Source organism: Streptomyces sp. NPDC026672 (assembly GCF_040638185.1).
In the GTDB taxonomy this organism is placed as follows: domain Bacteria; phylum Actinomycetota; class Actinomycetes; order Streptomycetales; family Streptomycetaceae; genus Streptomyces.
The window spans coordinates 22,750-49,482 of record NZ_JBEZXS010000016.1 but is presented as its reverse complement, the minus strand read 5'-3'; the positions used below and the strand labels follow the sequence as shown (position 1 = coordinate 49,482).

The 26,733-nt window shown below is 70.2% G+C and carries 23 protein-coding genes, 2 pseudogenes and 1 riboswitch; of the genes and pseudogenes, 20 read left to right on the top strand and 5 right to left on the bottom strand.

Annotated elements, in window-relative coordinates; all coding sequences use genetic code 11:
- Window positions 1–15 precede the first annotated feature (15 nt).
- The 4 genes from AB0F77_RS19990 to AB0F77_RS19975 all read right to left on the bottom strand — a co-directional run bounded on the left by AB0F77_RS19990 (window position 16) and on the right by AB0F77_RS19975 (window position 3,391).
- A complete protein-coding gene (locus tag AB0F77_RS19990; protein WP_361949963.1) occupies window positions 16–813 on the bottom strand; it encodes an amino acid ABC transporter ATP-binding protein in 798 nt (265 codons plus the stop codon).
- The gene (locus tag AB0F77_RS19985) at window positions 810–1,790 is read right to left on the bottom strand and encodes an amino acid ABC transporter permease (protein WP_361949960.1); all 981 of its coding nucleotides are present in this window, start codon (window positions 1,788–1,790) and stop codon (window positions 810–812) included. Before AB0F77_RS19985 ends, AB0F77_RS19990 begins: the two co-directional genes overlap by 4 nt.
- 322 nt (window positions 1,791–2,112) lie before the next feature.
- Window positions 2,113–2,222, bottom strand: a riboswitch (SAM riboswitch).
- A gap of 64 nt (window positions 2,223–2,286) precedes the next feature.
- Window positions 2,287–3,150 carry a glutathione S-transferase C-terminal domain-containing protein gene (locus AB0F77_RS19980; RefSeq protein ID WP_361949957.1) on the bottom strand — a complete coding sequence of 288 codons (864 nt, stop codon included), beginning with the start codon at window positions 3,148–3,150 and terminating at the stop codon, window positions 2,287–2,289.
- A gap of 130 nt (window positions 3,151–3,280) precedes the next feature.
- The gene (locus AB0F77_RS19975; protein WP_361949955.1) at window positions 3,281–3,391 is read right to left on the bottom strand and encodes a putative leader peptide; all 111 of its coding nucleotides are present in this window, start codon (window positions 3,389–3,391) and stop codon (window positions 3,281–3,283) included.
- A 448-nt stretch (window positions 3,392–3,839) separates the two neighbouring features.
- Between AB0F77_RS19975 and AB0F77_RS19970 the strand changes: the two genes are divergently transcribed.
- The 15 genes and pseudogenes from AB0F77_RS19970 to AB0F77_RS19900 all read left to right on the top strand — a co-directional run bounded on the left by AB0F77_RS19970 (window position 3,840) and on the right by AB0F77_RS19900 (window position 20,446).
- Window positions 3,840–4,946 carry an LLM class flavin-dependent oxidoreductase gene (locus AB0F77_RS19970; RefSeq protein WP_361949952.1) on the top strand — a complete coding sequence of 369 codons (1,107 nt, stop codon included), beginning with the start codon at window positions 3,840–3,842 and terminating at the stop codon, window positions 4,944–4,946.
- Window positions 4,943–6,343 (top strand): NtaA/DmoA family FMN-dependent monooxygenase, encoded by a 1,401-nt coding sequence (locus tag AB0F77_RS19965; protein ID WP_361949949.1) that lies wholly within the window; start codon window positions 4,943–4,945, stop codon window positions 6,341–6,343. The genes AB0F77_RS19970 and AB0F77_RS19965 overlap by 4 nt, the downstream gene beginning before the upstream one ends.
- A 107-nt stretch (window positions 6,344–6,450) precedes the next feature.
- A pseudogene (locus AB0F77_RS19960) lies at window positions 6,451–7,373 on the top strand (TIGR03564 family F420-dependent LLM class oxidoreductase).
- A 54-nt stretch (window positions 7,374–7,427) separates the two neighbouring features.
- On the top strand, window positions 7,428–8,252 hold the full coding sequence (locus AB0F77_RS19955; protein ID WP_361949946.1) for a DUF1684 domain-containing protein: 825 nt from the start codon (window positions 7,428–7,430) through the stop codon (window positions 8,250–8,252).
- Window positions 8,253–9,147: 895 nt separating this feature from the next.
- A pseudogene (locus AB0F77_RS19950) lies at window positions 9,148–9,354 on the top strand (helix-turn-helix transcriptional regulator); the annotation flags it as partial.
- A 195-nt stretch (window positions 9,355–9,549) separates the two neighbouring features.
- Window positions 9,550–9,936, top strand: coding sequence for a peptidoglycan-binding domain-containing protein (locus tag AB0F77_RS19945; RefSeq protein WP_361950302.1), 387 nt, complete (start codon window positions 9,550–9,552; stop codon window positions 9,934–9,936).
- A 69-nt stretch (window positions 9,937–10,005) separates the two neighbouring features.
- Window positions 10,006–10,863 carry a helix-turn-helix domain-containing protein gene (locus AB0F77_RS19940; protein WP_361949943.1) on the top strand — a complete coding sequence of 286 codons (858 nt, stop codon included), beginning with the start codon at window positions 10,006–10,008 and terminating at the stop codon, window positions 10,861–10,863.
- A gap of 188 nt (window positions 10,864–11,051) precedes the next feature.
- The gene (locus tag AB0F77_RS19935) at window positions 11,052–11,966 is read left to right on the top strand and encodes a 3-keto-5-aminohexanoate cleavage protein (RefSeq protein WP_361949940.1); all 915 of its coding nucleotides are present in this window, start codon (window positions 11,052–11,054) and stop codon (window positions 11,964–11,966) included.
- A 4-nt stretch (window positions 11,967–11,970) separates the two neighbouring features.
- Window positions 11,971–12,561 carry a helix-turn-helix transcriptional regulator gene (locus AB0F77_RS19930; protein ID WP_361949937.1) on the top strand — a complete coding sequence of 197 codons (591 nt, stop codon included), beginning with the start codon at window positions 11,971–11,973 and terminating at the stop codon, window positions 12,559–12,561.
- The gene (locus tag AB0F77_RS19925) at window positions 12,558–14,663 is read left to right on the top strand and encodes a hydantoinase/oxoprolinase family protein (RefSeq protein ID WP_361949934.1); all 2,106 of its coding nucleotides are present in this window, start codon (window positions 12,558–12,560) and stop codon (window positions 14,661–14,663) included. The genes AB0F77_RS19930 and AB0F77_RS19925 overlap by 4 nt, the downstream gene beginning before the upstream one ends.
- Entirely contained in the window at window positions 14,660–16,813 is a 2,154-nt protein-coding gene (locus AB0F77_RS19920; protein ID WP_361949931.1) for a hydantoinase B/oxoprolinase family protein, read from the top strand. The genes AB0F77_RS19925 and AB0F77_RS19920 overlap by 4 nt, the downstream gene beginning before the upstream one ends.
- A gap of 195 nt (window positions 16,814–17,008) precedes the next feature.
- Complete coding sequence (locus AB0F77_RS19915; RefSeq protein WP_361949928.1) at window positions 17,009–17,977, top strand: ABC transporter substrate-binding protein; 969 nt, start codon at window positions 17,009–17,011, stop codon at window positions 17,975–17,977.
- Entirely contained in the window at window positions 17,974–18,822 is an 849-nt protein-coding gene (locus AB0F77_RS19910; RefSeq protein WP_361949925.1) for an ABC transporter permease subunit, read from the top strand. Before AB0F77_RS19915 ends, AB0F77_RS19910 begins: the two co-directional genes overlap by 4 nt.
- Window positions 18,819–19,634 carry an ABC transporter permease gene (locus AB0F77_RS19905; RefSeq protein ID WP_361949923.1) on the top strand — a complete coding sequence of 272 codons (816 nt, stop codon included), beginning with the start codon at window positions 18,819–18,821 and terminating at the stop codon, window positions 19,632–19,634. Before AB0F77_RS19910 ends, AB0F77_RS19905 begins: the two co-directional genes overlap by 4 nt.
- Entirely contained in the window at window positions 19,631–20,446 is an 816-nt protein-coding gene (locus AB0F77_RS19900; RefSeq protein ID WP_361949920.1) for an ABC transporter ATP-binding protein, read from the top strand. The genes AB0F77_RS19905 and AB0F77_RS19900 overlap by 4 nt, the downstream gene beginning before the upstream one ends.
- A gap of 77 nt (window positions 20,447–20,523) precedes the next feature.
- Here the strand turns inward: AB0F77_RS19900 and pcaF are convergent, their stop codons facing one another.
- A complete protein-coding gene (pcaF, locus tag AB0F77_RS19895; RefSeq protein ID WP_361949917.1) occupies window positions 20,524–21,735 on the bottom strand; it encodes a 3-oxoadipyl-CoA thiolase in 1,212 nt (403 codons plus the stop codon).
- Between the two features lie 86 nt (window positions 21,736–21,821).
- Here pcaF and AB0F77_RS19890 point away from each other — a divergent pair, with 86 nt between their 5' ends.
- The 5 genes from AB0F77_RS19890 (at window position 21,822) to AB0F77_RS19870 (ending at window position 26,645) form a co-directional block, all read left to right on the top strand.
- Window positions 21,822–22,598, top strand: coding sequence for an SDR family oxidoreductase (locus AB0F77_RS19890; protein WP_361949914.1), 777 nt, complete (start codon window positions 21,822–21,824; stop codon window positions 22,596–22,598).
- An 88-nt stretch (window positions 22,599–22,686) separates the two neighbouring features.
- A complete protein-coding gene (locus AB0F77_RS19885; protein WP_361949911.1) occupies window positions 22,687–23,478 on the top strand; it encodes an enoyl-CoA hydratase-related protein in 792 nt (263 codons plus the stop codon).
- A 19-nt stretch (window positions 23,479–23,497) separates the two neighbouring features.
- Window positions 23,498–24,340, top strand: coding sequence for an amidohydrolase family protein (locus AB0F77_RS19880; RefSeq protein ID WP_361949908.1), 843 nt, complete (start codon window positions 23,498–23,500; stop codon window positions 24,338–24,340).
- 62 nt (window positions 24,341–24,402) lie between these two features.
- Complete coding sequence (locus tag AB0F77_RS19875; protein WP_361949905.1) at window positions 24,403–25,257, top strand: helix-turn-helix domain-containing protein; 855 nt, start codon at window positions 24,403–24,405, stop codon at window positions 25,255–25,257.
- Window positions 25,258–25,568: 311 nt separating this feature from the next.
- Entirely contained in the window at window positions 25,569–26,645 is a 1,077-nt protein-coding gene (locus AB0F77_RS19870; protein WP_361949902.1) for a M4 family metallopeptidase, read from the top strand.
- The last annotated feature ends 88 nt before the right edge of the window (window positions 26,646–26,733 follow it).

The window sequence follows — 26,733 nt, the reverse complement described above, 5'->3', positions numbered from 1 at the left end:
GAGGGGCGCGGCGGGTCAGAGGACCTTGCCGAGGAAGTCCCTGGTGCGCTCGCGCTGGGGCTTGTCGAGGACCTCGGAGGGGGGACCCTGCTCGATGATCTTGCCGCCGTCGATGAAGACGACCCGGTCGACGATCTCGCGGGCGAAGCCGATCTCGTGGGTGACGATGACGAGGGTGGTGCCGCCGGTCGCCAGATCCTTGATGACGGCGAGGACTTCGCCGACCAGTTCCGGGTCCAGGGCGGAGGTGGGCTCGTCGAAGAGGATGACGCCGGGGCGCAGGGCGAGAGCGCGGGCTATGGCGACCCGCTGCTGCTGGCCGCCGGACAGCTGCCGGGGGTAGGAGCCGGCCTTTTCGGCGAGGCCGACCCGGCCGAGCAGGTCGCGGGCGAGACCCTGGGCTTCGGGTTTGCCCAGCCTGCCGGTGGCGACCGGGGCGGCGGCCACGTTGTCCAGGACGGTCAGGTGCGGGAAGAGGTTGAAGTTCTGGAAGACGAAGCCGATCCGCCCGCGCTGGGCGAGGATGGCCCGCTCACTCAGCTCCTTGAGCCGCTCGCCCTGTCTCCTCACGCCGATCAGTTCGCCGTTGACGCTGACGTGGCCGATGTCGGGCTTCTCCAGGTGGTTGATCACCCGCAGCAGCGTGGACTTGCCGGAGCCTGAGGGGCCGAGGATCACGGTGACCTCGCCGGGCCGGACGGTCAGGTCGACGCCGTCCAGTACCCGGTGGGTGCCGTACCATTTGTGCACGTTGTGGACCTCGATGGTGGCGGCTTCGACGCCCGTCAGCGCTTCGAGCGTGTCGGCGGTCATACGGCGGCCTCCCGGCGAATGCGGGCCCGCAGGTCGGTGAGACCGGTGCGGAGCCTCCGCAGCGGTGTCGGCGGCAGGCTGCGGGTGGCACCGCGGGCGTAGTGCCGTTCGACGTAGAACTGGACGACGGAGACGACGCTGGTCAGGATCAGGTACCAGACGGTGGCGACGAGCAGCAGCGGCACGATGTCGCCCGGGTAGGTGGAGCCCATGGTCTGCACGGAGCCGAACAGGTCGAGCAGCGAGACGTAGAAGACCAGCGAGGTGCCCTTGACCAGGCCGATGAGCTGGTTGACGTAGTTCGGGACGATCGAGCGCAGTGCCTGCGGGAAGACGATCTTCCGGAACTGGTAGCCCTTGGGAAGGCCGAGTGCGGCGGCGGCCTCGTGCTGGCCCTGGTCGACGGAGAGGATGCCGCCGCGGACGACCTCTGCCGCGTAGGCCGCCTCGTTGAGGCTGAGGCCGATCACGGCGATGACCATGTCGGTGGCGAGCTTGGACTCGTCGAAGGAGAAGAAGGCGGGGCCGAAGGGCACACCGACGCTGAGCGTCTGGTACAGGGCGCTGAAGTTGTAGAGGAAGATCAGCACCACGATGAGCGGAATGGAGCGCAGCGCCCAGACGTAGGTCCAGCTGACCGCGCGCAGCACCGGGCTCCTCGAGAGCCGGGCCAGGGCGAGCACGATACCGCCGAGGAGACCCAACACCGCGCTGCAGGCGGCGACTTCGACGGTGATCAGCAGGCCGTCGAGGATGGTGGGGCGCAGGAACCAGTAGCTCCAGCGGCCCCACTGGTAGAAGGGGTTGGAGACCAGTCCGTGCACGAACTGGGCGACCAGGACCAGGACGACCGCGGTGGCGATCCAGCGTCCTGGCCGTCTCAGCGGCAGAACTCGCTGAGCGGTGAGGGTCTTTGACGTCTCGTCGGTGGCAGGCGCGTCGGGGAGGGTGACGGTGGCGCCAGGGGGTTCGCTCATGGTGGGCTCCGGCTGGGTGGGAACCCCGGAAGCGCGGTGGCATGCGGGGGCGCACACGACGGCGAGGTACCGGGGGCGGTGAGGACAACGGCACACCGCACGGGCGGTGTTCGTCAGGGACTGCGGGGGCTGCGGTGAGGTGTCAGCCCCGACAGCGGGCGCGGCCCGGTGCGGTACACAGTGCGCTGTTCACGCGGAGCAGATCGACGGCGCGATCGGCGACGAGGAGGTTCGGGTACGGCTGTACGCAGCCCTGGGAACGGCCTGCGGCCGTCCTGGGAGCTGCGTACATGGCGTCACCGTCACTGTTCCGGCCCTGGGGGCCTCGCGCTTACCGAAACGTCATCCGGTCCGGTCGTCACCTGGGGCACCCCACCGCGGTGCGAGGGTTGCCGGTCAGCCAGCCAGGGCTTGTCGCTGACGCTCATGACCGTTCTGGCGGTAGTCAAGACAATCGGCAGAACGGATGTCAACGCCGGTCCACTTGGTGGAACGGCTAATGGGTCGAGTGTGCCGCCCAGTCGAGGATCTGGACGGCTGCTCCGGCGGCCTCCAGGCCGTGGCAGCGGGCGTGGTGACGGCGTTCGATGCCGTCGAGGTCGAGGTGGGTGCCGAAGCAGGGGTGGGCGGCGAGGCGACGGGCGTAGGCCCACAGGGTCGGGTGGTCGGCGATGCGCTGGACGGCGGAGGCGTCGAGGTGGTTGCGGTGCACGGTGTCCAGCTGGACCAGGGCGACCCACAACTCGACGTCGGCGGCGGTGATTTCGTCGCGGATCACATACGTGCGTCCTTCGAGCCAGCGTTCCAGGGCGCCGAGCGTCTCCAACAGCGTGGTCAGTGCCGTGTCGCGTTCCGCCGGGTCGCCACCGGCCGATCCGGCGCGCTGCGCGGCCTGTTCGATGCCCTGTGCGCACATGCGCTCGACCGCCTCGATCTCCGACTCGGCGCCGCACGGGTAGAGCGAGAGACGGTCACCGCCGAACCGGCGGTCGAGGTCACGCATGATGTCCGGGGCGTGGGTGCTGACGATCCGTCCGGACCAGTCGTCGCTGAGCACCGGAGCGACGGCGGGACCGGAGTAGCGGTGGGCACTGGCCTCGTACAGCGGCCGCAGGGCCGAGTGGCCGCCCTCGGGACAGTCGGGGACGGCCGGCAGGAAGGTGGCCGGACAGATGGCGTCCAGGCCGAGCAGGCCGTGGGTGACGGCGATGCGCAGGCCGTCGGGACAGGCGGTCGTGAGGTGGAGGCGGTAACGGCCCGGAACGGCGTAGTGGCCGCTGCGCGCGTCCCTGCCGATCCTGCCCCGGAAGGCGGGTGCGGGCCGGTCGGAGGCGTGGGTGGCCAGCGGTGTGACGGTCATGACTCTCCCCGGGAGCGGGCGCGGACGTACGCGCGGCGGAAGCGACGTCGGGCGAGGGATCGGGGCCCGTCCGCGCGCCGGACACACGGGCCCCCGGCGAAGGGTCCTGCCGGCACGGGACGGGCGAGGCTCAGCCCTGGGACCTGATCGCGCTGCAGACACGCAGCAGATCGATGTGACGGCGGGAGGTCAGAAGAGGCGAACGGAGCACGCGGACAGTGACCGGCTCCAGGCGCCTCATGTTTCCCTACCTATTCACTAGGATTCCTTCAGCGAGTGTCGATCCGACCGGCACCGGCGTCAAGGGGGCCGTCCCGGATCGCGGACACTCCGATGGACGGCGCGCCGCTCGGCACGGTCGCCCGGTGCGCTGCGGCACCGCGTGGTGTGCCCGCGCCAGTGGGTGGGACGCGCCCGCGCGCATTGCCGACCTTGACATTCGCAGGGGCGGTCGACGTACGTTGAACGCGAAAGTCACTGACGGGTGGAGGCTTTGATGCACGTACTGGGCACGTCGCCGCGGGGTGCGTGCACTGGTGCGCGGCTGATCACCCGGCGGCACGTCGACTACTGCCGCACCTCCTCCGCCGTCTGTCCTTCCGTACACGCCTGACCCACGCCGGCCGTCCACCGGCCGTCCCGTCGTGGCCCCGTGGCCGCGAGTCACCGTGTTTCCCGGAAGGAACCCCATGTCCGGCCCCGCCCTGCACGTCGCCGTCGAGATCGACGGCGACGGCGCCCATCCCGCGGCCTGGCGCCGCGCCGCCCACTCCCCCGGTCAACTGCTCACCCCTCGCCGTGTGGCCCGGGTCGCCGCCATCGCCGAGCACGCCGGGTTCACCCTGATCACCCTGGACGACGGTGTGCTGCCGCCCGGCGCCGCACCGGATCACGTGGGCCGTATCGGCGCGGTCGAGCGGGCCGCCTTCGTCGCGGCCTCCACGAGCACCATCGGGATCGCTCCCGTCGTTCCGGTGACGTACGCCGAACCCTTCCACGTCTCCAGCCAGTTGGCGTCCCTTGACCACATCTCCGCCGGTCGCGCCGGGTGGGTGGTGACGGAGGAGGAGCGGCCCGAGGCGGCCCGTGCCTGGGGGCGGCCCCTGGTCCCCGACGCCGACGCGCGGGCCCGGGAGTCCCGGGACGGGGTGGAGGTGGCCCGCGCCCTGTGGGACTCGTGGGAGGACGACGCGGTCATCCGGTCCGTGGCCACCAGCCGCTACCTCGACCGCGAACGGCTGCACTACATCGACTTCACCGGCGACACGTACGCCGTCAAGGGACCGGCGATCGTGCCGCGCCCGCCGCAGGGGCAGCTCGTCGTCCTGGGCCGGCCCGACCGGGTTCCCGCCGCACAGCTCGACGTCGCCCTCGTCGAGGGCCACGACCTCGCATCGGTCGCCACGGCCGCCATCGGCGCCGGTACCCCACGTGTCTTCGCCGAGGTCGAGGTGGCGCTCGACACCCCGCGGGCCAGGGCCGCCGAACGCGTCGCCGACCTGGAACGCCACGCGCCGTGGAGGGACCAGGGAAGGCTCCGGCACATCGGTTCCGCGGACCAACTGATCGTCCTCCTCGCCGAGTTGAGCCGTCACGTCGACGGCGTACGGCTGCATCCGCTGGTGCTGGACGAGGACCTGCCCGTCCTCTCCGGTCTCATCCTGCCGGCACTGTCCGAACGGCGCCTCGTCGCCCGTCCGCTGCCCGGTACGTCCCTGCGCTCGACCCTGGGTCTGGAGCGCCCCGCCAATCGCTTCGCCACCGCCGCCCCGGCCGGCCAGGAGGACGTCCGATGACCCGTACCGATCCCCTCGACGTCCCCCGGCCGCACGCCCGACTCCACTTCGGGGTGTTCTTCCAGGGCGTCAACCACTGGACCGTCTGGTCCGCCCCGGAGAGCGGCTCCCAGATCGACCCCGCCTCCTTCCGCCGGGTCGCCCGGACTGCCGAACGCGGCCTGTTCGACGCGTTCTTCCTCGGCGAGGGACTGCGGCTGCGCGAGGTCGACGGCAGGATCCACGATCTCGACGTGGCCGGACGGCCGGACGCCATCACCCAGCTCGCGGCGCTCGCCGCGGTCACCCGCCGCATCGGCCTGGTCTCCACCTCCAACTCCACCTTCAACGAGCCGGCCGACCGGGCCCGCCGTCTCTCCGGCCTGGACCTGCTCTCCGAGGGCCGCGCCGGCTGGAACGTGGTGACCACGGACAACGCCTGGACCGGGGCCAACTTCCGTCGCGGCGGCTACCTCGACCACACCGACCGCTACCGGCGTGCCGAGGAGTTCCTCACCGTGGCCCGCGCCCTCTGGGACGGCTGGGAGGACGGAGCCGTCTCCGACTCCGCCGGCGCGCCCGCCTGGTCGTCGCCCGGGGCCGTGCGCCAAGTGCGCCACAAGGGACCGCAGTTCGACGTCGACCTCGCTCCGACGCTGCCGCGCAGCGCCCAAGGCCACCCCGTGATCTTCCAGGCCGGTGACTCCGGAGAGGGACGCGACTTCGCCGCCCGCAACGCCGACGTCATCTTCTCCGCGCACGGCAACGACTTCGACGACGCGCTGGCCTTCGCCGACGACATCCGGCGCCGACTGCGCGCGGTCGGGCGGCCCGACGACGATCTGCGGATCCTGCCCGGCACCGAGATCATCCTCGGCGCCACCGAGGAGGAGGCCCAGGAGAAGAAGCGCTGGGTCCGGCTCCAACAGGTCACCCCGGCCACGGCCCTGGGGATCGCCGGACTGCTGTGGGGCCTCGATCTGTCCGACCGCGACGCCGACGGGCCGCTGCCGAAGGAGGATCCGGTCGTCAGCGAGAACGACGGCTCCTTCGGCGCCCGGCGCACCGCCGATCCACGCGCCGTCGTGGCCGAATGGCGGGCGAAGGCGGAGGCGCACGGGTGGTCGCTGCGCGAGACCGTCATCGCACTCGGTCCGCAACGCGGGCACGTCGGCACCCCGTCCGGCCTGGCCGACAGGTTCGCCCACTTCGTACGGCACGGCGCGGTCGACGGCTTCAACGTCACGCCGTACCTCGTCCCCGACGGTCTCGACGACATCGTCGACCTGCTCGTCCCGGAACTGCAGGAACGCGGGATCTACCGCACCGACTACACCGGTACGACGCTCCGCGACCACCTCGGCCTGCGCGCACCCCTCACCCACCGGTCCGCACCGCCCCGACGGCAGGCGGGCTGAGCCCCCGGGCCGGCCCTCGTACACATGGCCCTCGTACACATGACTGACAAGAAGCTGTCACACGCGGACCGGAATGCGGGTGCGACCGACGCCCGTTCTGAACCGACATGACTATGGGAGTAGCACTCAACGCGTCCGAGGCTCCGAACCAGGTCGACACCACCGTGCAACTGGCCCAGGAAGCCGCGGAGTACGGCATCAGGTCGGCCTGGTTCGGGCAGACCTTCGGCGCGGATTCGCCCCAGCTCGCGGCGATCGTCGGGCGCGCGGTGCCCGGACTTCAGGTCGGCACCTCGGCGATCCCCGTCTTCGGCCGCCACCCGCTGCTGGTCTCCAGCCAGGCCCAGACCGCCCAGACCGCCACCCACGGTCGCTATCACCTCGGTCTGGCTCTGGGCACGAAATTGCTGACGGAGACCGGCTTCGGCCTGCCCTTCGAACGCCCCATCGCCCGGCTGCGCGAATTCCTCACCGCGCTGCGGCAGTTGACCGAGACCGGAACGGCCGACTTCCACGGCGAACTGCTCACGGCCACCACCCCGGTCCCGGCGCGGGTTCCGGGGGCGGAGGGCGGAGTCCCCCTGCTGGTCGCCGCGATGGGGCCGCAGTCGCTGCGGGTCAGCGGTGAACTGGCCGACGGGATCCTGCCCTATCTGGCGGGACCGCGCGCCCTGGCGGACCACATCGTGCCCGCCCTCACCGCCGCGGCCGAGGCCGCCGGCCGCCCCGCGCCCAGGATCGTGGCCCTGGTGCCGGCGTGGTCACGGACGACGTCGACGCGGTGCGGGCCAGGGCCACCGAGAACCTCGCGTTCTACGAACAGATCCCGTCCTACGCACGGGTCATCAACCTCTCCGGCGGCCGGCGGGCCGCCGACCTGGCCCTGATCGGCGACGAGGGAACCATCGAGGCCGAGGTCAGGCGCTACCGCGACGCCGGCACCACCGAGGTCGTGTTCACCGGCACCGAGATCGCGGGAGAAGCCGACCGCCGACGCACCTGGCGACTCCTCGGAGAACTGGCCGACTGAGCACACCCGTCGTCGGCCCGACAGCCCCCTCCCCCGGCACGAAGGAGACTCCCCATGACCACCGAGGCCACCGCAACGGACCTCCATGCCTTCACCGAGACCTGGCTGGACTGGTACCGCGCCCAGGAGGCCCGGCTCGCCGCCCCGCACGGATTCCTGGCGATCACCGGCCTGCACTGGCTCGACGACCGGCCGCAGCGCTTCCCGGACGCCCCCGGTGCGTGGCGCACCGGCCCCGAAGGCGTCGTCGTAGACCTGGACGAGGGCGAGGAACTGGTCGTCGACGGGACGCCTGTGCGCGGCGAGCACCGCTTCGGCGTGCTTCCCGAGCGCGGCGGCGTCGACGCCGTCTGGAAGGACGCCGTCATCGAGGTCGCCAAGCGCGGCGGCCAGGACATCGTGCGCCCGCGGCACCCGGACGCGCCGCTCCGCACGGCCTTCACCGGAACACCCGCCTACGCCCCCGATCCGCGCTGGGCGGTGACGGGCCGCTACGTCCCCTTCGACACTCCACGGCCGACCACCGTGGGCGCCGCGGTCGAGGGCCTCGAACATGTCTACGAGGCTCCGGGCCGGGTCGAGTTCGAGCTGGACGGGCGCCCGCTGTCGCTGACCGCGTTCCCCGGCCACGGTGAGGGCCGGCTGATGGTGCTGTTCACCGACGCGACCTCGGGGGTCACCACCTACGCCGCCAACCGGTCCCTGGCCCTGGAGCCGCCCGCCGCCGACGGCACGATCGCCCTCGACTTCAACCGCGCCACGAACCTGCCGTGCGCCTACACGGACCTGGCCACCTGCCCCCTGCCTCCGGCCGAGAACCGGCTGCCGGTGGCGATCACGGCCGGTCAGAAGATCCCCCGGGAGCGCGGCGGCTCCTGAACCGGACGCACACGCCGACGCGGCTCGATCGGATCTCCGGATCGCCATTGGCACCCGGCTGCCTCCGCTGCCCGGCAGTCAGCGGGGCGCCAATGGCTCGGCAAATGGCTCAGCACTGATTGAAGTTCGCGTACGTGTACGACAGCAGATGGTGGTCGTTGCCGACGTACATGCCCCACTGCCCACTCGTGTTCCGAGTGAACGTCACGTACCTGCCCGTCCTGTCGCTGCTGCTGCTCCCTCCCAGGGCGTGGCCGATGTAGGTGAGTGTGAGGTAGCCGGTGGTGCTGGGGCTTGGACCGGTGAGGTAGCGCGCCGCCGCGGTGAAGGTCTGTGGGCCGACCGCGCCATCGCTGGATACCCGGTGGTCGCGGCGGCGTTGCTGTGGGCGTGCGAGGACGTGGAGATCGGGCCCTCGTCAGCCCAATCGTTCGTCCAGTCTCCGCTTCCCGAGACGTACCCGCTGCTCGTGTCCGCCGACGCGGGCGTTGTCGAGATCGCGAGACCGCTGAACGCCGCGGTCACCACCGCAAGGGTGGCGAGCTTCCTCCTGAGACGCATGATTCCCCTCTCTTCGACCAGGGTGCCGCGTAAGCATCTGGTCAATTGCTCCCCATGTGTTGAGGTCGCCCGGTTGTGTTGAGGCAGCGTGGCCGGCTGGGCGTGGTGCGCCGGGAACCGGGGGCCTCGACGTGGTACGGCCCCAGCCAGCTTCTCGGAGCAACTGTGCCGATCGCCATACGTAACGGGCGTCTCGTGATGTCCCGGGACACCCCAGCCCGTGACGTGCGGCGATGTACGTACGGAGACGGCTTCTCGGGAAATCCCGCTGCGTCGTCCAGGCGGGTCGCGGAGCGGACCCGGTGTCCAGGAGGCTCATACTCAGGGGGATGTCATGAGATGGCGGGAACTGCCCGGGACCTTGGATCCCAATGGTCGGCAACTCGTGCAGGAGCTGCGGCGTTTGAAGGACCACAGCGGTCTCACGCTGCAGATGCTCCAGGCCAAGACGCCTTTCAGCGGTTCGTCGTGGGAACGGTACCTCAACGGCAAAGCGCTGCCGCCTGCGGCGGCGGTCGAGGCCCTGGCCGACCTGAGCGACGCCGACTCCTCACCGTTGCTGGCCCTTCGGGAAGCAGTACGGAGATCTGGCGCCGCGACGGAACGCCCTCATCGTGATCGTGTCCCGGAGACGGACCCCCGACAGATTCTCGCCCCCTCCGGTTCTCCCCCTGCCTCTTCCGTGGGTCCGGGTAAAGGCCGAGAGCACGACCAGGAGCAGGAGAGGGTGCACCGGGTGGCCCTGTCCCTCATCGGATGCGCCCTGCTGCTCTCCGCCGTCGCCTCCGGATGGCTGATCGCCGACCGCCCGAACGCCGGCCGTCCTCCGGGCGGTGCCACTGGAGTTGGCAGGTACGGCTGCGCCTACGTCCGGCACGGAGATCTGTTGCTCGCCGGCAACAGCACCACCGACTCCGCCCTCGTCGCGCTGAACAGCACGGGTCCCGACGTGGCGGAAGTCCAATGCCTCCTGCGCCGCCATCACCTGTCACCGGGCGACGTGGACGGCTACTTCGGCAAGAGGACGGAAGCACAGGTGAAGACGCTGCAACAACAGGACCGGGTGTCCCCCGACGGAATCGTCGGCGAGCGAACGTGGTCCTTGCTGCGCCACGTGAAGTGAGCGTCCACAGAGGCGAGAAGGGAAGGCCGAGCGATGAGGAACCTGCCCGCGAGACTCCGTTGGAGGACCTTGCCACAGACCTTGCCCGCCGCGTACCGGGATCTCGTCGGCGACCTGCGTCAGCTCAAGGACCGCAGCCGTCTGAGCCTGGCGGAGCTGGGGCGAACGACCGCCATCAGCAAGTCGTCCTGGGAGCGCTATCTCAACGCCAAACAGTTCCCTCCGCGGCATGCCGTACAGGCCCTGTGCCGGGCGGCTCAGGTGAACGAGGAAACCGTACTGTCCCGGTGGGAACGTGCGGACGCGGCGTGGAACCGGCGCGAGCACACCTCGTCCCCGGCCGGGAACGAGCCGGACCGGACCACCACTCTCAGCGACGGTGCCGTCGACGGCAGGGAGTCCAGAACCCCCCGCAGCGCCGTTCATCGAGCGCTGCTCGCCGCATCCGCTCTGATCACCGCACGGCCTCGGGTCACCACGGCGGGGGTCCTTCTCCTGTGTACGGCGATGCTCGCACCCGCCGCGATCATCCACGCCTCCTATGGAACCGGCCCGACGGCAGCCGCGCGCCCGCCCATCTGCCGGCTGCGCTCGTGCCAGGGCCGTGATCCGCTGACCACGGCATGCGAAGATCCCGTCACGGTGGGTTCGCGCACGGCGGCCGATGGCACCCGGCTGGAAATCCGCCTCAGCCCGAGCTGCCAGGCCGGGTGGGTACGCGGCTGGCCCACACACCGCGGTTTCCGTATCGACGTCACCAGCCCTGACGGGCAGGCGCGGGCCGCCACCGCTCCAACTGCCCTGCCGACGGCCGGAGAAATGGTCACGACCACCATGATCGCCGCCGCGCACGCCACGGGGTTGCGGTGCTGCTACTACCCCTCAGCGAGCCGACCTGGGCGGGAGTGCTTCAGCGCGGGTTCCTGATCAACACCCAAATGCATGACCTGACATACCCGTCACGCAGCGTGCCGACCCATGCCGACCCATGGCCCTTGTCCATACAGGGCTAGCCGCTATCACTTGAAATGAAAGTATTGACATTTATGGCGAGGCGATCGTAGCGTGCGCTGCGTCAAAACGGACATGAACCCCCTTCAGGGGAGGGTGTGCCAATGGCTGACCGAAAAGTGATTCTCACGATCGCTCCGACCGGAGGGATGGCGGACAAGTCGATCAGTCCGCATCTGCCGACCCAGCCGGAAGAAATCGCCGACGACGTGGCACGGTGCTGGGAGGCCGGGGCGAGCATCGTGGCACTGCACGCTCGTCGCCCCGACGACGGCGCCACCTGCGACCCGGAGATCTACCGGCGGATCAACGACCTGGTTCGGTCGCGGTGCGACATCGTCATCAACAACAGCACGGGCGGTGGGATCAGCGGCGACATGATCTCCACGCTCCCCGACGGCCGCCGGGAGATCTCCTTCGAGCAGCGCATCAAGGGCACGCTCGCCGGCGCCGAGATGTGCACGTTCGACCCGCAGATGCAGTGCATGCACCGGGGCGACCTCGAACTGCTGATGGACACGTCCTGGAGCCGGTGCCTCGAACTCGCGCAGGCCATGAAGGACCGAGGCATCAAGCCCGAGTGGGAAGTGATGTCCCTCTCGGACCTGGTCTGGGTGAAAGACCTCATCGCCCTCGGGTACGACGAGCCGCCGCACTACGTCAACATCGTCCTCGGCACGCACAAACTGATGTCGGGCGCCACCCCGTACACCCCCAGGGACCTACAGCGCTTCGTCGAGGACCTGCCGGCGGACTCCCTCTTCTGTGTGAGCGGTATCGGCCCGGCCCAACTGCCCTCGTCCGTGCACAGCCTGATCCTCGGCGGCCAGGCACGGGTCGGCCTGGAGGACAACATCTACTACTCCCGCGGCCGTCTGGCGACCAACGTCGAACTGGTGGAGCGGATGGTGCGCATCCTGCACGAGCTGAACCTGGAACCTGCCACCCCGGCCGAGGCACGCGAGATGCTCGGCCTGTCCCAGCCGGCCGTCACCGGCCTGGCCGCTCCCCTGGGATGAACAGATGTCACTGAAGTACGCCCTCCTGGGGTTCCTCAGCACCGAACCGGCCTCCGGCTTCGACCTCGCGCGCGAGTTCGGCGAGTCGATGGGGTGGTTCTGGTACGCCTCGCACAGCCAGATCTATCCGGAACTACGGAGGCTGGAAGCGCAGGGACTGGTGACCAGCACGCCCGAGCCGGGAAGGCCCGGACGCGAGAAACGGATCTACCACCTCACCGATCAGGGCGAGGAACAGCTGCGGGAATGGCTGGAACAGCCCACCGACTACGCACCCATCCGCGATGTCGAACGAGTCAAGCTCCTCTTCCTGGACAAGGCCCCCGTCGAGGTGATCCGCCGTCACCTGGAAGGCCACAAGAAACACTACGAGGACCTGCTCGCCGCCTACACCCAGCAGCTCGACGAGCTCCACAGGGGTACCTTCCCCCGGCTGGTCAAACGTCTGGCCTCGCAGCCGGCCGGCTCGCCGGAGATGATCACCGGGCTCAAGGTGATCGCCATGCAGGGAAACATCGCACGCGTGCGGACCGAGATCCACTGGGCCGAGGACGCGTTGAGCTGGCTCGGCGGCATGGAGGGGGAGCACACATGAGATTCCATGTCGGGACCGATGTCGGAGGGACCTTCACCGACCTGTGGGTGTACGCGGACGACGGCCGCCAGACCGTCCTCAAGACACCCAGTACCGCAGACATCATCGGGGGCATCCTCCGGGCGGTCGAACTGGCCGCCGCACACTTCCGGTTGCCCGTCGAGCGGTTCTGCGCGTCGATCACTCGTTTCGGCCACGGGACGACCGCCGGGCTCAATGCCCTGCTCACCTTCTCGGCCGCCCGCACCGCTCTGATCACCACCGCCGGTTTCCGTGACACCTTGGAGATCGGCCGGCTCAAGCGTCAACTCGCGGGCCTGTCCGAGCTGGAGATCGGTGACTACCGCAACCGCGGCCGGTGGCCTGCCGTAGTGCCCCGGCAGCTGGTGTTCGAAGTCCGCGAACGCATCGACTCGGCAGGCGAGATCGTCGTCCCCCTGGACGAGTCCGAACTCGACCGAATCGCGGGACGGATCGCGGACGCCGGCGTGGAGGCCGTCGCCGTGGCCACATTGTGGTCGGTGGCGAACCCCGACCACGAACGCAGGATCGGCGCCGCCGTGCGGTCACGCTTCCCCGACCTTTTCGTGAGTCTGTCCCATGAGACGGCCCCCGCGGTCGGCGAGTACGCACGCATGTCGACGACCGCGGTCAACGCGGCGCTCGGCCCCGTGATGAGCGCGTATCTGAACCGCCTGGACGAGGCCCTGCGCGGGCGCGGACTCACCGTGCCGGTAGTGGTGATGACGAGCGAGGGCGGGATCGTCTCCGGCGACGTCGTCAGCGGCCAACCGGTGTCGGTGCTCATGTCGGGACCGGCCGCGGGCGTCATCGCCTGCCGGGACATCGGCGCCCGACTGGGCCACCAGAGCATCCTCAGCGTCGACATCGGCGGAACCAGCTTCGACGTGGGTACCGTTGTCCGGGGCGAGCCCCTGTTGCGTGATCGGCTCACCATCGGTGGTGCCGACATCCAGCGCCCGGCGATCGACGTGGCGACCATCGGCGCGGGCGGGGGCAGTATCGCTCGCGTGCAGGACGGCGCCCTGACGGTGGGGCCCTTCAGCGCGGGTGCCCGGCCGGGGCCCGCCTGCTACGGAAGGGGCGGCACCCAACCGACCGCCACCGATGCCGACTTGCTGCTCGGGGTCCTCGATCCGGACGGATTCGCGGGCGGCACCGTGCAGTTGGACCCGACCGCGGCCGAGAGGGCGGTCAGGGAGCACGTGGCCGAACCACTGGGACTGGGCGTCACCGAGGCCGCGTGGGGAGTCCGCAGGATCCTCGACAGCAGGATGGCCGATCTGCTGCGCAGCGTCACCGTCGAGAAGGGCCACGACCCACGGGAGTTCGTGATGTTCGCGGGCGGCGGCCAGGGCCCGTCACACGCCTGGGCGCTCTGTCGCGAACTGGGGCTGCGCACATTCGTCGTCTCCCCGATGGCAACCGGGCAATCCGCGTTCGGCACCGGTACCTGCGAACTCAAACGCACCGTGAGCCGACCTCACTACCTGCGTCTGGCCGGTGACGGGAGCCCTCGCGAGGACGATGTCCGCGCGCTCGCCGACGCACTCGCCGGCATGACCGCCGAAGCCGAAACGGCGTCCTCGCTCGGCCCCGCGGGCGGGGACCTGCACATCCGCCGGACCGCCGCCGTCCGCTACCGGGGACAGGCCCACCACCTCGATGTTCCCCTCACCGAGGAGCTGTCCTCGCCCTCGGCCCTCGGCAAGGTGCTGCGACGCTTCGAAGAGCAGTACGAAGCCCTCTACGGCGCCGGGGCCGGCTTCCGCGAGGCGGGTTTCGAACTGACCGGGCTGCGGGTCATTGCCTCGCGACGCCTCGGCGACGGCATCGTTCCCGGAGCCGGCGACGAACTGGTGGCGGCGGGCAGCCGCCGCGTCGTCTTCGACGATCCGTCCGCCCCCGTGGAGTGCCCGGTGTACCGGACCGTGATCCCCGCACCCGGCCAGCACGTCACCGGCCCCTGTCTGGTGACGTTTCCCGGTCAGACGCTCGTCGTGCCGCCCGGGGCCTCGGCCGTGACCGACCGCTCGGGAAACTTCGTGGTGACCTTCGACGAGGAAGGAGCGATCCGATGAGCGCGTCCGGTCAGCCGCGGGGGTCCGCACCGGACCCCATCCAGTACGAGATCATCCGCAACCGGCTGCTCGCGGTGACCGAGGAAATGCGCATCGCACTGCAGAGCGTGTCCGGCTCACCGACGGTCACCGAGGCATCCGACTTCTTCACCGGGCTGTACCTGCCCGACGGGGAGTTCGCGACGATGGGCTTCCAGGTCGCTCACGAGGCTCCGCCGGTGGGTGCGCTGATCCGGCACATCAACGAGCACCGCAGGGCGCCACGTCCCGGAGACATGTACATCGGCAACGACCCGTACGTCGGGGCGCTGCACCAGAACGACGTCCAGATGGCCGGACCGATCTTCGCCGGGGACCGGCTGGTCGCCTGGGCCGGGGTGATGGCGCACGAGACGGACGTGGGCGGCATGAACTTCGCCTCCTGGTGTCCGACGGCCACCGAGGTCTACCAGGAGGGCCTGCGCATCCCGGCCGTGAAGCTCGTGGACGGCGGCGAGATCCGTGAGGACGTCCTGGAGATGATCGTCTCGGCGAGCAGGCTGCCGGCCGCGCTGGGCCTCGACATCCGCGCGTTCATCGCCACCCTGAACGTGGCCGCTGAACGTCTGCACCGCCTGTTCGAGCAGTACGGGCCGTCGACGGTCGTGGACGCGATGCGCCGGATGATCGCCGGCACGGAGCGCGGGACCCGGGCCCGGCTCGCCGAACTGCCCGACGGCCAGGTGCATGTGCGCGACTTCCTGGAACACGACGGCCACACCAACCGTCTGTACGCCGTCGACCTGGTCGCCACGAAGGCCGGGGACACGCTGACCCTGGACTTCAGCGGGTCCAGCGCTCAGGCGCCGGGCTTCATCAATGCCACGCGGGCAGGGCTGCGGGGCGGCGTCACCGGGGCGCTCATCCCCACCCTCGGTTTCGGTCTGGCCTGGAACGAGGGTCTGCTGAAGCCGCTGGACATCGTCGCCCCGGACGGGCTGGTGTGCACGGCCCGTCATCCTGCCCCGGTGGGCAGCGCCACGGTGGAGACGATCTGGACCGTCACCAACGTCGTCCAGCGGGCACTCAATCTCCTGATGGCCTGCTCGCCCGCATACGCGGAGCGCGGACAGGCGGTCAGTTCGGGGACCATGGCCACGTTCAACCTGGGCGGGGTCAACCAGTTCGGCGAACGCTTCGGTCTCCACTCCCTGGACCCGCTGGCCGGCGGATCGGGCGCGTTCGCGAGCGGGGACGGCATGAACGCGGGCGGGCCGGTCGCCGTCCCGGTACCCGCCATCGCCGATGTGGAGACCAACGAACAGGTCTCTCCCCTGCTGTACCTCTACCGGCGGCTGCGCCCGGACACCGGTGGGGCCGGCACCCGGCGCGGTGGACACTCCGCGGAGATGGGGCTCACCCTGCGCGGTGTGACCGGGGCGACCGCGCTGGTCATGACCCACGGTGCCGAAGTACCCAACTCGGTGGGCCTCTTCGGGGGTTGGCCCGGATCCACGGTGCGTCAGCTGTTCGCCCCGGGCGAGGGCCGCTCCGAGGAGGACCTGCTCCGGAACCACATGGCCGGTGCCGAACACCCATGGCGGGAGTTGGGGCCCAAGCCGGGGGAGATTCCCATGCGACCCGGTGATTTCTTCGCCGTGTCCTGGCAGGGCGGTGGCGGCTGGGGCGATCCGCTGTCCCGCGACCCCCGGGACGTGGCCGCCGACGTGGCCTGCGGAGTGGTCACTGCCACGCATGCCGAGCAGGTGTACGGCGTCGTCGTGTCCGGCTCGGCCGCCGACGGCGTCGACACGGAACGCACTCGCGAACGCAGGCTCACGGTGCGCACCGAGCGGCTCGGCCGGCCACCCTCGGGCGAGCCCGACCCCGGCGCCGAGGGCCTGCCCCTCGGACCGGCCCTCAGACTGGTACGCGGCGTGAACGGTGAGCCGGAAGTGCGCACCACCGCCGGGGCGGTGCTGTCCCGCGGGTCGACACGCTGGCGTGCGGGCGCGGTCAGCCGTCGCGTCGACCCGGCCGCCCACCACATCCATCTGCACGACGACCTCGCCATGACAGCGCACTACTGCCCGCTCTCCGGCGAGCTGCTCTCCGTCGACGTCCACCGCTCGGACGAGGAACCGGTGGAGGAACTCCTCCTGACCAGCTGACCGTGCCGCAGCCTCCCTGGTGGAAGGGCAGGACCGACGGCACCCGATTCAGTCGCGGGCCATGCTGCGCAAGGGCGTGGTCCGCCCGTAAAGGGTGGGGCCGCGGGACAGCGCTGACGCAGCGCACGCGTTCCCTCTCCCTTCCTCTTCCGGGGGCCGATGGGTCTCCCGGTGAGTCACTTCCAGGAGGTCCCGATGAAGCGACCCTTGGCAGCCGTCCTGACTGCGGCTGTTCTCACTCTCAGTGCCTGCGGAGCGGGCGCGAAAAGCAGCGCCACGGCGACGGCGGACGCGTCGGGCACGGTCCACGTGTCGGTCTCCGCGATCGCCGTGGCCGCCGCCGCACCGATCGAAATAGCCGTACGGGAGGGCTACTTCGCCGACGAGGGAATCGACGCGAAGGTCACCTGGGCGGCGCCTGCCGCCATGGTCCCCGCCGTGGTGAGCGGAACGTCACAGTTCGCGATGCTCAACGCGCCGGCCGTCCTGGCGGCACGCGGCAACGGGGTCCCGGTCAAGGCCGTCGCGGGGGTCAGTGCCGCCGACCCGGATCCGAAGAAGTCGTACATCCAGCTCCTGGTCCGCGGGAACAGCGCGCTGCGTGCCCCGGCCGACCTGGAGGGCCGCACGGTCGCCGTGGACACCCTGTACCAGCTGCCCGACCTGTCGATGCGGCACGCCCTGCGCCAGGCGGGTGTCGACGTGGCGAAGGTCAAGTTCGTGGAGATCCCGTTTCCGCAGATGGCGGCTGCTCTCAAGGAGGGGAGGGTCGACGCGGTCAACGCCTCCGAGCCGTTCGTGACGCCGGCCCTGGCCGCCGGTTCCCGCACCCTGCTGTCCTCTCTGTCCGGGCAGGACCAGAACTGGCCGCACACGGTCCTGCTCACCTCGGAGCGGTTCCTGGGAGGCAACCGGGACGTCGTGGACCGCTTCGCCCGCGCCATGGCCAAGGCCGACGCCTATGCGCAGAGCAACCCCGACCGGGTTCGCGCCCTGGTGCCCGAGTTCACCCAGGTCCCCGCGCAGGCCGCGCGGCAGATGCTGCTGCCGGTGTTCACCTCGAAGTTCGACGCCGAGGGCTGGCAGGAGTGGGCGGACGAGCTCGCCGCCGAAAAACTCGGCAAGGGGAAGATCAACGCGGCTGAAGGGTTCTACGCCCCATGACCAGTGTCCCCGTACCACAGGTGAAGTCCGACGGCCCGAAGTCGCAGGTCCGGGCGCGAGCATCCTCAGCGGTCACCCGGACCCTGCGCACGGGCCGGGGCGCGATCGGGCTCGTGGTTCTCGCCGGTGGATACGAGTTCCTGCGGCAGGTGGGGGTACTGCCGCGGGACAGCACCCCCGCGACGTGGTCCATGGTGTCGACGCTGGTCTCGGGCCTGTCCGACGGTTCGCTGACAGGCCCGTTGGAAGACACGGTCGTGGCATGGGCGCTCGGCCTGCTGTCGGCCGTGGCGATCGGTGTCCCGCTGGGCGCCGCGACGGGCATGTCCCGCTGGGCGAACGCGGTGACCGGACCGGCCGTCGAATTCCTGCGGCCCGTACCGGCGGTGGCGCTCGTACCCGTGGGCATCCTGATGTTCGGCCTTGAGACCGGTCTTCAGGTGTTCCTCGTGGCCTTCGCCACCGTGTGGCCGCTGCTCACCGGCAGCCGGCACGGCGTCCAGGCCGTCGACCCGTTGTTCCTGGACTCCGCGCGGGCCTTGGGCCAGTCACGTACTCGTGTCCTGTACCGGGTGGTCCTGCCCGCCGCTCTGCCGGCGCTCATGACCGGGCTGCGGACCGCGGCGGGCATCGGTGTCGTCGTCGCGGTCGCCGTGGAGATCGTCTCGGGGAGTCCGGGGCTCGGCTTCTACCTGAATGCCGCGGAGCAGGCGGGCCAGGTGCCGGAGGCTTTCGCGGCCGTCCTGCTGGCCGGACTCCTCGGTCTGGCGGTCGACGTCGTCGCACGGACGGCGGAGAACCGCTTGGCCGGCTGGCAGCGGCACATCACGGAGGACAGGCGATGACGACCACGAGGACGACCAAGGCACGCACATCACGCACGCTGGGCCCCGGGCTCGTACGCCTGGCTCTCGGCTGGGGTTTTGTCGCCCTCCTGCTCGGGCTGTGGGAACTGGCCGGGCGGGCGGACACCACGGCGCTCCTCCCGCCGTTCAGCACCGTCGTGGTGACTCTGGGGGACATGCTGACCGGCGACTCGCTGACGGACGACGTCCTGCCCTCACTGGCGCGGACACTCACGGGGTTCCTGCTGGGGACGGCGGGCGGCGTGCTGCTGGGAGTGCTGCTGGGCTGGTACCGGCGGCTCGAACCGTGGTGTCGCGCGGCCCTGGAGTTCCTGCGCGCCGTACCGGCACCGGCCCTGCTGCCCCTGGCGATCCTGTCGTTCGGCGCGACGGACGCCACGCGTGTCGGGGTGATCGCGCTCGGCGCGTTCTGGCCGGTCCTCCTCAACACCGTGGACGGGGTCCGCCGGGTGGAGGAGGGCTTCCTCGACAGTGCCCGTGTCTACGTTCCGGCGGGCCGTACCGCGTTGCTGAGGCGGGTCGTCCTGCCCGCCGCCACACCTCAGATCATGGCCGGACTGCGGGTGGGGCTGGCGATCTCCCTGGTCATGATGGTGATCAGCGAGATGGTCGCCTCCTCCTCGGGGCTGGGGAACCTGATCCTGCGGGCCCAGCGCCTGTACGCGCTGGACCAGATGTACGCCGGTGTCCTCCTGCTCGGAGTGCTGGGCTGGTTGCTCACCCTGTTGTTCTCGGCGATCGAGCACCGGGCCCTGGCCTGGTTCTACGGCATGAAGGGACATGAGCGATGACGGAACAGGCGGTGGACATGCCGAGCCGTACGGATCGGGTGCTGCTCGACGTTCGCGGTGTGGGCAAGCGGTTCGTCCTGCGCACGGGAGCGGTGACGCAGGCGATCGAGGACGTGTCGATCACCGTGCGGGACGGGGAGTTCCTCACCGTGGTGGGGCCCTCCGGCTGCGGCAAGACGACCCTGCTGCGGTGCCTGTCGGGGCTGTTGCGGCCCGACACGGGTGAAGTGCGCTACGAGGGACGGCCGGTGGATCGCGTTCCCCCGGATCTGGCGGTCGTCTTCCAGGAGTACAACCGCAGCCTCTTCCCCTGGCTGACGGTGCAGCGCAACGTGGAGTTCGGGCTGACGGACCTGCCGCGCGCGGCCCGCCGCGAGCGGGCGGACCAGGCCCTGGACCTGGTCGGTCTGCAAGCCTTCGGCAAGCATCATCCGTGGCAGCTGTCCGGCGGTATGCAGCAGCGGGTCGCCATCGCACGCGCCATCGCCCGGCGTCCCCGGCTGCTGTTGATGGACGAGCCCTTCGCCTCGGTGGACGCCCAGACGCGCTCGGCCCTGGAGGAGATGACCGTGGCCATCAGCGCCGAACTGGGCCTGACCACACTGCTGATCACTCATGACATCGACGAGGCGATATTCATGGCGGACCGGGTGGTGGTGCTGTCCGCCCGCCCGAGCCGGGTGATCGCGGAGGTGCCGGTCGGCTTCGCCCGGCCACGCGAGGAACTGACGGTCAAGGCGCTGCCGGAGTTCTCGGCACTGCGCCGACGCGTCCACGATCTCATCGGCGCTCGGGGGGCGCCGCGGGTGTGACATGCGCCGGTGCCCGGTGTCTGCGAAAGGGGGACTGTCCCGACCGCGGTCGGGACAGTCCCCCTTTCGTGGTCGGATCACGCCTCAAGGAGCAGGCTCATGCCCTGGCCCACGCCGACGCACATGGTGCACAACGCCCGGCGCGCCCGGCGGATGGCCAGTTCCCGTGCCGCGGTCAGGACCAGTCGGGCCCCGGTCATGCCCAGCGGATGGCCGAGGGCGATGGCCCCGCCATGGGGGTTGACGTGCTCGGCGTCGTCCGGCAGTCCGAGTTGCCGCAGGCAGGCCAGGGCCTGGGCGGCGAATGCCTCGTTGAGCTCCACCAGGTCCAGGTCCGTGACCGCCAGACCGCACCGGTCGAGCAAGGTGCGGGTGGCGGGGACCGGGCCGAGTCCCATCACCCGCGGGGCCACACCGGCCACGGCCGCGCCGCTCACCCGCGCCAGCGGAGTGAGGCCGAACCGCTCGACGGCCTTCTCGGACGCGAGCAGGAGCGCTGCGGAGCCGTCGTTGATACCGGAGGAGTTGCCGGCCGTGACGGTCCCGTCCGCGGCCACGATCGGCCGCAGCGCGGCGAGGGCCTCGGCGGAGGTGGCCCGAGGATGCTCGTCGCGATCGACCTCCACGGACCGTGCGCGCTCACGTCGCACGCCGACGGCCACGATCTCGGTCCGGAACCGGCCTGCGCCTGCCGCCCGGGCCGCCCGCTGCTGGGAGCGCAGCGCGAAGGCGTCCTGGTCTTCGCGGGAAATGCCGTACTGCCGGGCCACGTTCTCGGCGGTCTGCGGCATCGGGTCGATGCCGTGCAGCTCGGCCATACGCGGATTGACGAACCGCCAGCCGATCGTGGAGTCGTGCACCTCGGGGCTCCGGGAGAACGCGACGTCCGGCTTGGCCATGACGTACGGCGCCCGGCTCATGCTCTCCACTCCCCCGGCGATCACCAGGTCCGCCTCGCCGTTGCGGATCGTCCGGGCGGCGACTGCCACGGCGTCGAGGCCGGACGCGCACAACCGGTTGACCGTCGTTCCCGGCACCGTGTCGGGCAGACCGGCGAGCAGGGCGGCCATGCGGGCCACGTTCCGGTTGTCCTCACCTGCTTGGTTCACGCACCCGAGCACCACGTCGTCGAGGGCTTCGGCCGCGACGGCCGGTACGCGTTTCATCAGCGCGGCGATGGCCTCCGCGGCGAGATCGTCCGTGCGAACCCCGGCCAGAGCGCCCCCGAACCGGCCGATGGGAGTGCGTACTCCGTCGACCACGAACGCCTGCCGTGTCGTTTCCCACATACCGGTCTCCTCGGATCCGCTGGCTGTGGTCCCTTGCCCGAAGAGATTACTACCTACTACGGTAGGTAGCACCCGAGGAGGTGTGTATGACAGTCGAGGACACCCCGGTGCGCCGAGTCGCACTGATCACGGGAGGCGGGCGCGGTATCGGCCGTAGTTCCGTGCTCGCTTTCGCCCGGGCCGGTTTCGACGTCGTCGTGAACTACAGCCGCAGCGAGGACGCCGCCCGGACGGCCGCGGACGAAGCCGAGAAGGCCGGAGCCAAGACACTGCTGCACAAGGCGGACGTGGCCGACGAATCCGCCGTGCGGGAGATGGCCGACGCGGTGGAGGCGCACTTCGGACGCCTCGACACACTGATCAACAACGCCGGCACGACGACCGACACCCCGCCGTCCGATCTCGACGGCCTCTCCATGGCGGACTGGGACCGTGTCTTCGCGGTCAACGTACGCGGCACCTTCCAGACCACCAGGGCCTGCGTGCCTCTGCTACGACGCTCCGCCCCGGCCGCCGTGGTGAACCTCGCCAGTGTCGTGGGCCTGCGTCCGGGACCGCAGCCGTTCCCGTACGCCGCGAGCAAGGCGGCCGTGGTGAACCTGACCCGGACGCTCGCCGGAGCCCTCGGCCCGGAGATCCGGGTCAACGCCGTCGCACCCGGCTGGATGGAGGGCGAGTGGATGGAACAGGCACTCGGGGACAACTACGAGGGCCTGATGGCACGGCGGGCACGACACACCCCGCTGCGCCGGTGCGTCACCTCCGACGAGGTGGCCGCCACCATCCTGAGCCTCGCCACGGGCAACCCGTTCGTCAATGGCGAGACCGTCGTGATCGACGGCGGCTACACGGCGACGACCTGACCGACAAAGGCCGCCCGGCCGGGCGGGCGATCACGCACACGGCTCTCCCGGGCTCCGTCGTCCGCGCCCAGCAAGGAAGGACTGCCGCATGAGCGACGCACCATCACCCCACGCCCTGGTCACCCGGGAGGTCCGGGACGGCGTGGCCGTGCTCCGCCTTGCCGACGCCGGACGCCGCAACGTCCTCTCACCGCGTTTGGTGCGCTGCCTCGTCGAGGCCGTCGAGACGTGCGAGCGCGACGAAACGATCGGCGCGCTCGTCCTCACCGGTGAGGGGACCGCTTTCTGCGCCGGTGCGGAACTCGGCAACCTGCTGGCCGCGGCGCACGGAGAGGAACATCGGCTGCGCGAGGTGTACGAAGGATTCCTGCGCGTCGCCGCATGCCGCCTTCCGACCATCGCGGCGGTCAACGGTCCCGCGATCGGCGCCGGTTTCAACCTCGCCCTGGCCTGCGACATCCGGCTCGCCGCGCCCACGGCCCTGTTCGACTGCCGGTTCGCCCGACTCGGCCTGCACCCGGGCGGCGGTCACACCTGGATGCTGACCCGGGCGGTCGGCCACCAACGGGCCGCCGCCATGCTCCTGCTGTCACAGCCCCTGACCGGTTCTCAGGCCGCCGATGCCGGGCTGGCGTTGCGCTGCGTACCCGGACCGGAACTCGTGGACGAGGCCGTGGCCCTCGGGAGACGGGCCACGGACGTCGACCCCACCCTGCTGCGCACCATCAAGCAGAGCCTGTCCGAGAGCGGCGCGGAGACCGACTTCTCGGCGATGGTCGACACCGAGTTCGACCGCCAGGTCCACTCCCTGCACCAGCCGTCATTCCGGACGGCGCTGGAGCGAGCCCGTGAGCGCCGGCGCCCGGAACCCCACCGCTGAAATCACTGAAGGAGAACCCGTGCGCCGCATCGACCTGCACGCCTACCCCGGCACCCAGCCCTGGATAGCCTCTCAGGGTCCCTTCGCCGAAGCCCTCGGCACCTACTGGGGGCGCGAGTGGACACCCGAGTCCGAGGAAGAGGTCATCCACAAGTTCACCGCGGCCGGCGCCGAAGTGGTCCTGGTCGCCTTCGACATCGAGACCGTCACCGGCGCACCACCGTGCAGCAACGACTACGTGACCGCGCTGCGTGCCGAGTACCCCGACCGCATCCTGCACACATGGGGCGCGGTCGACCCGTTCAAGGGCGAGGCGGCCATCAACGAGGCCGAGCGTGCCGTCACCGAACTCGGCGTCCTCGGCTTCCACTTCCATCCGATCATGGGGCGCTACCGCGTGGACGACGAGAAGCTCCGCCCCCTGTTCGAGACGATCTCCGCGCTCGGCGTCCCCGTGATGATCGACGTCGGCACCACCGGCATGGGGGCCGGGACGCCCGGGGGCCTCGGTGCGCGCATCGACCATGCCCACCCGATGGCCGTGGACCATCTCGCGGCCGACTTCCCCGACATGACCATCATCGCCGCGCACCCCGGCTGGCCCTGGGCCGACGAGATGACCGCGGTGGCCCTCCACAAGGGCAACGTGTACTGGGAACTGTCCGGTTGGGCACCCAAGTACTTTCCCGAGCAGCTTAAGAAGGACATCCGCGGCCGCCTGCGCGACAAGATCATGTTCGGCAGTGACCACCCCAGCATCCCGTACGAGCGGATCTTCCGGGAGTGGGACGAACTCGGCCACTCCGAGGAGGTCCTCGCCGATGTCTTCCACCGCAATGCGGAACGGGTGCTGGGCCTGTGACCCCGTCGCTCCGACCCGCTAGGCTCAGTACTACCCCAGTAGTGATGAGCCATGGAGGCCTTGTGGACACCCGGAGCAGGGCTGCCGAGCAACTGGCCGAACTCGGCTTCTCCCAGTACGAGGCACGGGCCTACGTCGGCCTGCTCGAGTCCGAGCCGATGACGGGCTACGCCCTGGCCAACCACACCGGCATCCCCCAGCCGAAGGTGTACGAGACGCTGCGCCGGCTGGAGGAGAAGAAGGCCGTGGCCCGTGTCGGCGACAGTCCGGCGCGCTTCGTGGCCGTCCCCGCGGACCAGCTGTTGTCCGAGGTCGACGCGGGGTTCCGCGCACGCGTCATGGAAACACGCAAGAGCCTCGCCGACATCGTTCAGCCGCGGGAGAGCCTCAGCGCGCATGTCCTGCCCGCGCTTTCCGACTGGGCGTCCATCGCCTCCCGGGCGGCGGAGGCCCTGACAGAAGCGCGTGAGCATGTCTACCTGTCCGCCCATGCCGCTCAACTCGCCCGGTTCGAGACGGAGATCACCGCGGCACAGGACCGCGGGGTGCGCTTCGACATCGTGTGCTTCGGTGCGGTTCCGGTGGCGATCCGGCACGGCCGCGCCGTGCAGCACACCAGCACCGAGGGCAGCCTGTACCGCCACCACCAGGCCCGGCACCTGGCGCTTGTCGTCGACAATCGCGACACCCTGTGGGCCCTGGCCGCCGACGGCGACGACTGGAGCGCCGCGGCAGCGGCAAACCCCCTGTTGACCGCGTTGGTCAAGGGTTACATCCGCCACGACCTGTACGTCCAGCAGATCTACGGCGACTTCGGCGACGAGTTGCGGGCCCGGTACGGACCCGGCCTGCAGGGCCTGGTCCGACCGAACACCCCTTCCCCGACCGCCGCGGACCGGGACGCCAAAAGCGCCTGACGATCGCGCGCAAGGGGAGGCAGGAGAGCGCCGGCGTCCGGGGGACGGAGTTGCAGGCCCCAGACGGCGGTCGGAAACTGGTGGTATAGCACGTATAGGCACGGGTCGCTCGTTGAACTTTGCAGTGCCTCGGGGGTCCGCTCGGCTTGAAGCAGCATCTGACGGATGCCCGACCAGACAACGGTGACGCTGTTCAGCAACCCCTTCACGTCACGTCCGTGATCGCGGCACGCATATCACCGTCCGCGCATAGTGCGAGCGCCAGGAAATGAGGTCCGCTGCCGCCACTCGCACCGATCGGAGCACATCTCATGACCCATGACATCCGAGGCGCCTCGCTCAGGTCCGCGGTCACGACGCCGTGTGCGATCGTGCCACCGCATCTGCTCAACCGGCTGGCCCGAGCCGAGGACCCGGCCGTGCACAACCCCGCCCGCCGCACCCTTGCGCTCGACGCGTCACAACGCGTCCAGCGGAGGCTGACGGCCGAGTTCGGCGCGACCGCCGTTCCTCCGACGCACGCCCCCGACCACCCCGACCGCACCGTCTGCGACGTCGAGCACCGACAGGAGTTGCCCGGCAGACGCATCCGCGGAGAGGGCGAAGCCGATGTTCCGGACACCTCGGTCAATCACGCCTACGACGGTCTCGGAACCACCTTCGACTTCTATCTCCAGGCGCTGTCCCGCTTGTCCATCGACGGGGCCGGGCTGCCGCTGGATGCCAGCGTTCACTTCCGCCGGGACTACGACAACGCCTTCTGGGACGGCGAGCAGATGGTGTTCGGCGACGGGGACGGGCGCATCTTCGGCGACTTCACCCAGTCCCCCGACGTCATCGGCCACGAGCTCACCCACGGCGTCACCCAGTACACCGCCAACCTGACATACGTAGGCCAGTCCGGAGCCCTGAACGAGCACCTGTCCGACGTATTCGGGTCCCTGGTCGAGCAGTACGCCAGGGACGAGACGACCGAGGAAGCGAACTGGCTGATCGGGGAGGAACTGCTGCGCCCCGGTGTGCAGGGTGTCGCTCTGCGCTCCATGCAAGCGCCCGGCACCGCGTACGACGACGATGAGCTCGGCAAGGATCCACAGCCCGCCCACATGGACGACTACGTGCGGACCTTCGCCGACAACGGCGGAGTACACATCAACTCGGGCATCCCCAACCACGCTTTCTACCTCGCCGCGACTCAGCTCGGCGGCCACGCCTGGGATCACGTCGGCCGTATCTGGTACGACGTGCTCACCAGCGGCATGCTCGCCGACAACGCCGACTTCCCGTCCTTCGCACGGCTGACAGCGGACGCCTCCGGCGCCTACGGGTCGCAGGAACAGGACGCGGTGCTCCAGGGATGGAATGCGGTCGGCGTACCCACGGACTGAGGAAGCGGACAGACACCCCCAGCACCTCGCGTACGGCTTCCGACGTCAGGAGGTGATCACGTGAAGCCTCCGCCCAGGCGGGGCGCCG

What these genes read in the sequence shown, in the direction of transcription:
- AB0F77_RS19990 (WP_361949963.1), bottom strand. Translation starts at nt 813, where the DNA reads ATGACCGCCGACACGCTCGAAGCGCTGACGGGCGTCGAAGCCGCCACC.
- AB0F77_RS19985 (WP_361949960.1), bottom strand. Translation starts at nt 1,790, where the DNA reads ATGAGCGAACCCCCTGGCGCCACCGTCACCCTCCCCGACGCGCCTGCC.
- AB0F77_RS19980 (WP_361949957.1), bottom strand. Translation starts at nt 3,150, where the DNA reads ATGACCGTCACACCGCTGGCCACCCACGCCTCCGACCGGCCCGCACCC.
- AB0F77_RS19975 (WP_361949955.1), bottom strand. Translation starts at nt 3,391, where the DNA reads ATGAGGCGCCTGGAGCCGGTCACTGTCCGCGTGCTCCGTTCGCCTCTT.
- AB0F77_RS19970 (WP_361949952.1), top strand. Translation starts at nt 3,840, where the DNA reads ATGTCCGGCCCCGCCCTGCACGTCGCCGTCGAGATCGACGGCGACGGC.
- AB0F77_RS19965 (WP_361949949.1), top strand. Translation starts at nt 4,943, where the DNA reads ATGACCCGTACCGATCCCCTCGACGTCCCCCGGCCGCACGCCCGACTC.
- AB0F77_RS19955 (WP_361949946.1), top strand. Translation starts at nt 7,428, where the DNA reads ATGACCACCGAGGCCACCGCAACGGACCTCCATGCCTTCACCGAGACC.
- AB0F77_RS19935 (WP_361949940.1), top strand. Translation starts at nt 11,052, where the DNA reads ATGGCTGACCGAAAAGTGATTCTCACGATCGCTCCGACCGGAGGGATG.
- AB0F77_RS19930 (WP_361949937.1), top strand. Translation starts at nt 11,971, where the DNA reads ATGTCACTGAAGTACGCCCTCCTGGGGTTCCTCAGCACCGAACCGGCC.
- AB0F77_RS19925 (WP_361949934.1), top strand. Translation starts at nt 12,558, where the DNA reads ATGAGATTCCATGTCGGGACCGATGTCGGAGGGACCTTCACCGACCTG.
- AB0F77_RS19920 (WP_361949931.1), top strand. Translation starts at nt 14,660, where the DNA reads ATGAGCGCGTCCGGTCAGCCGCGGGGGTCCGCACCGGACCCCATCCAG.
- AB0F77_RS19915 (WP_361949928.1), top strand. Translation starts at nt 17,009, where the DNA reads ATGAAGCGACCCTTGGCAGCCGTCCTGACTGCGGCTGTTCTCACTCTC.
- AB0F77_RS19910 (WP_361949925.1), top strand. Translation starts at nt 17,974, where the DNA reads ATGACCAGTGTCCCCGTACCACAGGTGAAGTCCGACGGCCCGAAGTCG.
- AB0F77_RS19905 (WP_361949923.1), top strand. Translation starts at nt 18,819, where the DNA reads ATGACGACCACGAGGACGACCAAGGCACGCACATCACGCACGCTGGGC.
- AB0F77_RS19900 (WP_361949920.1), top strand. Translation starts at nt 19,631, where the DNA reads ATGACGGAACAGGCGGTGGACATGCCGAGCCGTACGGATCGGGTGCTG.
- pcaF (WP_361949917.1), bottom strand. Translation starts at nt 21,735, where the DNA reads ATGTGGGAAACGACACGGCAGGCGTTCGTGGTCGACGGAGTACGCACT.
- AB0F77_RS19890 (WP_361949914.1), top strand. Translation starts at nt 21,822, where the DNA reads ATGACAGTCGAGGACACCCCGGTGCGCCGAGTCGCACTGATCACGGGA.
- AB0F77_RS19885 (WP_361949911.1), top strand. Translation starts at nt 22,687, where the DNA reads ATGAGCGACGCACCATCACCCCACGCCCTGGTCACCCGGGAGGTCCGG.
- AB0F77_RS19870 (WP_361949902.1), top strand. Translation starts at nt 25,569, where the DNA reads ATGACCCATGACATCCGAGGCGCCTCGCTCAGGTCCGCGGTCACGACG.